Source organism: Mesorhizobium sp. M7A.F.Ca.CA.002.05.1.1 (assembly GCF_003998335.1).
Lineage (GTDB): Bacteria > Pseudomonadota > Alphaproteobacteria > Rhizobiales > Rhizobiaceae > Mesorhizobium.
On sequence record NZ_RZQI01001049.1, the window covers coordinates 1 to 1,912 of the forward strand.

General features: G+C 63.4%; 1 protein-coding gene and 2 pseudogenes. 1 reads left to right on the plus strand and 2 read right to left on the minus strand.

Features of this window, described 5'->3' with window-relative positions; translation table 11 throughout:
- A pseudogene (gene lptM, locus EN939_RS39905) lies at nt 1–118 on the minus strand (LPS translocon maturation chaperone LptM); the annotation flags it as partial.
- A 141-nt stretch (nt 119–259) separates the two neighbouring features.
- The gene (gene argH, locus EN939_RS32280; RefSeq protein WP_127271598.1) at nt 260–1,660 is read right to left on the minus strand and encodes an argininosuccinate lyase; all 1,401 of its coding nucleotides are present in this window, start codon (nt 1,658–1,660) and stop codon (nt 260–262) included.
- A gap of 35 nt (nt 1,661–1,695) precedes the next feature.
- On the opposite strand from argH, the pseudogene EN939_RS32285 reads away from it, so the two are divergent.
- Nucleotides 1,696–1,912, plus strand: a pseudogene (locus EN939_RS32285) (TlpA family protein disulfide reductase); the annotation flags it as partial.

A 1,912-nucleotide genomic window follows, 5' to 3' on the forward strand; every position in this document is an offset into this window, starting at 1 on the left:
TTGCGCGCCTGCACGGCCGCCCATAGGGCGTGTCGAGAGCGCCCCTCCTGCCGCAGGCCGAAACGGCCGCGATCGCAACCAGCAGCGTCAGCGTCACCAAAATCCTGCTTCCGGTCATCGATCCATCCGTCCGAAACGTTTGTCAGCCGCCGCTTTTAGCCGAGTTCTCGGCGCATTGCACCCCGGATATTGCTCGTCGCAATATCCGAGATATTGCCCGTCGCAATATCCGAGATATTACTGCTCGCAATATCCGGCATTACGCTTTCGCCAGCCGCTTTTTCCAGGCGCGGATCTGCTTCCTCACTTCCGACGGCGCCGTGCCGCCGAAACTGGTGCGGCTCTTGACCGAGTTCTGCACCGCCAGCACCGAAAATATGTCGGCCGTGATGCCGGAATTGATCGCCTGCAAATCCTCCAGTGAAAGCTTCTCCAGCCCCACCTTCCTGTCTTCGGCCAGCGCCACCGCCCGGCCGGTGACATGATGCGCCTCGCGGAACGGCAGGCCGAGCGTGCGCACCAGCCAGTCGGCAAGGTCGGTTGCTGTCGCGTGGCCGGAGCCGGCGGCCTTCTTCATCGCGGCCGCGTTGACCGTCATGTCCGAGACCATGCCGGTCATCGCCGCCAGCATCAGGTCGAGCGTCTCGGCGGCGTCGAACACCGATTCCTTGTCTTCCTGCATGTCCTTGCCATAGGTCAAAGGCATGCCCTTCATCACCGTCAGCAGGCCGACCAGATGACCGGTGACGCGGCCGGTCTTGCCGCGCACCAGTTCGGCGGCATCGGGGTTCTTCTTCTGCGGCATGATGGAGGAGCCGGTGGAAAACGAGTCCGACAGCCTGACGAAGCCGAACTGCGGCGTCGACCAGATGATGATCTCTTCGGCCAGCCGTGACAGATGCGTGGCGCAGATCGCCGCCACGCCGAGGAACTCGAGCGCGAAATCGCGATCCGAGACGCTGTCGAGCGAATTGCGCATCGGCTCGCGGAAGCCGAGCGCCTTGGCGGTCCGGTGGCGGTCGATCGGGAAGCTGGTGCCGGCAAGTGCGGCGGCACCGAGCGGGCTTTCATCCATCCGCTCGATCGCATCGCGCACGCGCGACAGGTCGCGCGAAAACATCTCGACATAGGCCATGCAGTGATGGCCGAAGGTCACCGGCTGGGCCGCCTGCATATGGGTAAAGCCCGGCATCACGGTCGCGGCATGCTCCTCGGCCCGCTCCAGCAGCGCCTCGATCAGCCCTTTCAACGCCTCGGCGACGCGAAAGCATTCATCCTTGACCCACAGCCGCAAATCGACCGCGACTTGATCATTGCGCGAGCGGGCGGTGTGCAGCCGGCCGGCCGCCGGGCCGATCAGATCGGCGAGGCGCGCCTCGATGTTCATGTGGATGTCTTCGAGCCGTGTCGAAAACTCGAAGCTGCCGGCCTCGATCTCTTTCAGGATCGTGTTCAGCCCGTCAGCGATTTTTTCTTGGTCGGCCGCCGAAATAATGCCCGTTTGCGCCAGCATCTCGCTATGGGCGATCGAGCCTTTGATGTCCTGCGCATAGAGTTTGCGGTCGAAGGAGATAGACGCGTTGATCGCTTCCATGATCGCGGCCGGACCCGAGGCAAAACGTCCGCCCCACATCTGGTTGCTGGTTTTCTTGTCGCTCATGGCTATAACCCGTGCTTCGGAGCAGTTTTGAGAAAATGGCAGACGGTAGTAGATTCTTCCCGGCCCCGCGCCTGATCCTCGCCGCCTTGGTGGCGGGCGCGCTGGCGGGCGCGGTCGCGGTATATGTCAGCGAGAGCCGGTCTGGCAACAATGCACCGGCACAAGCTGCCATGGGTGACAGCAGGGACGACGTGACCTGCGCGGCCAAGAGCGACCGCGCCAAGAAAGTCGTGGCGTCGGCCACCGGTGAGG

Coding starts and splice junctions, on each gene's coding strand:
- argH (WP_127271598.1), bottom strand. CDS start 1,660: ATGAGCGACAAGAAAACCAGCAACCAGATGTGGGGCGGACGTTTTGCC.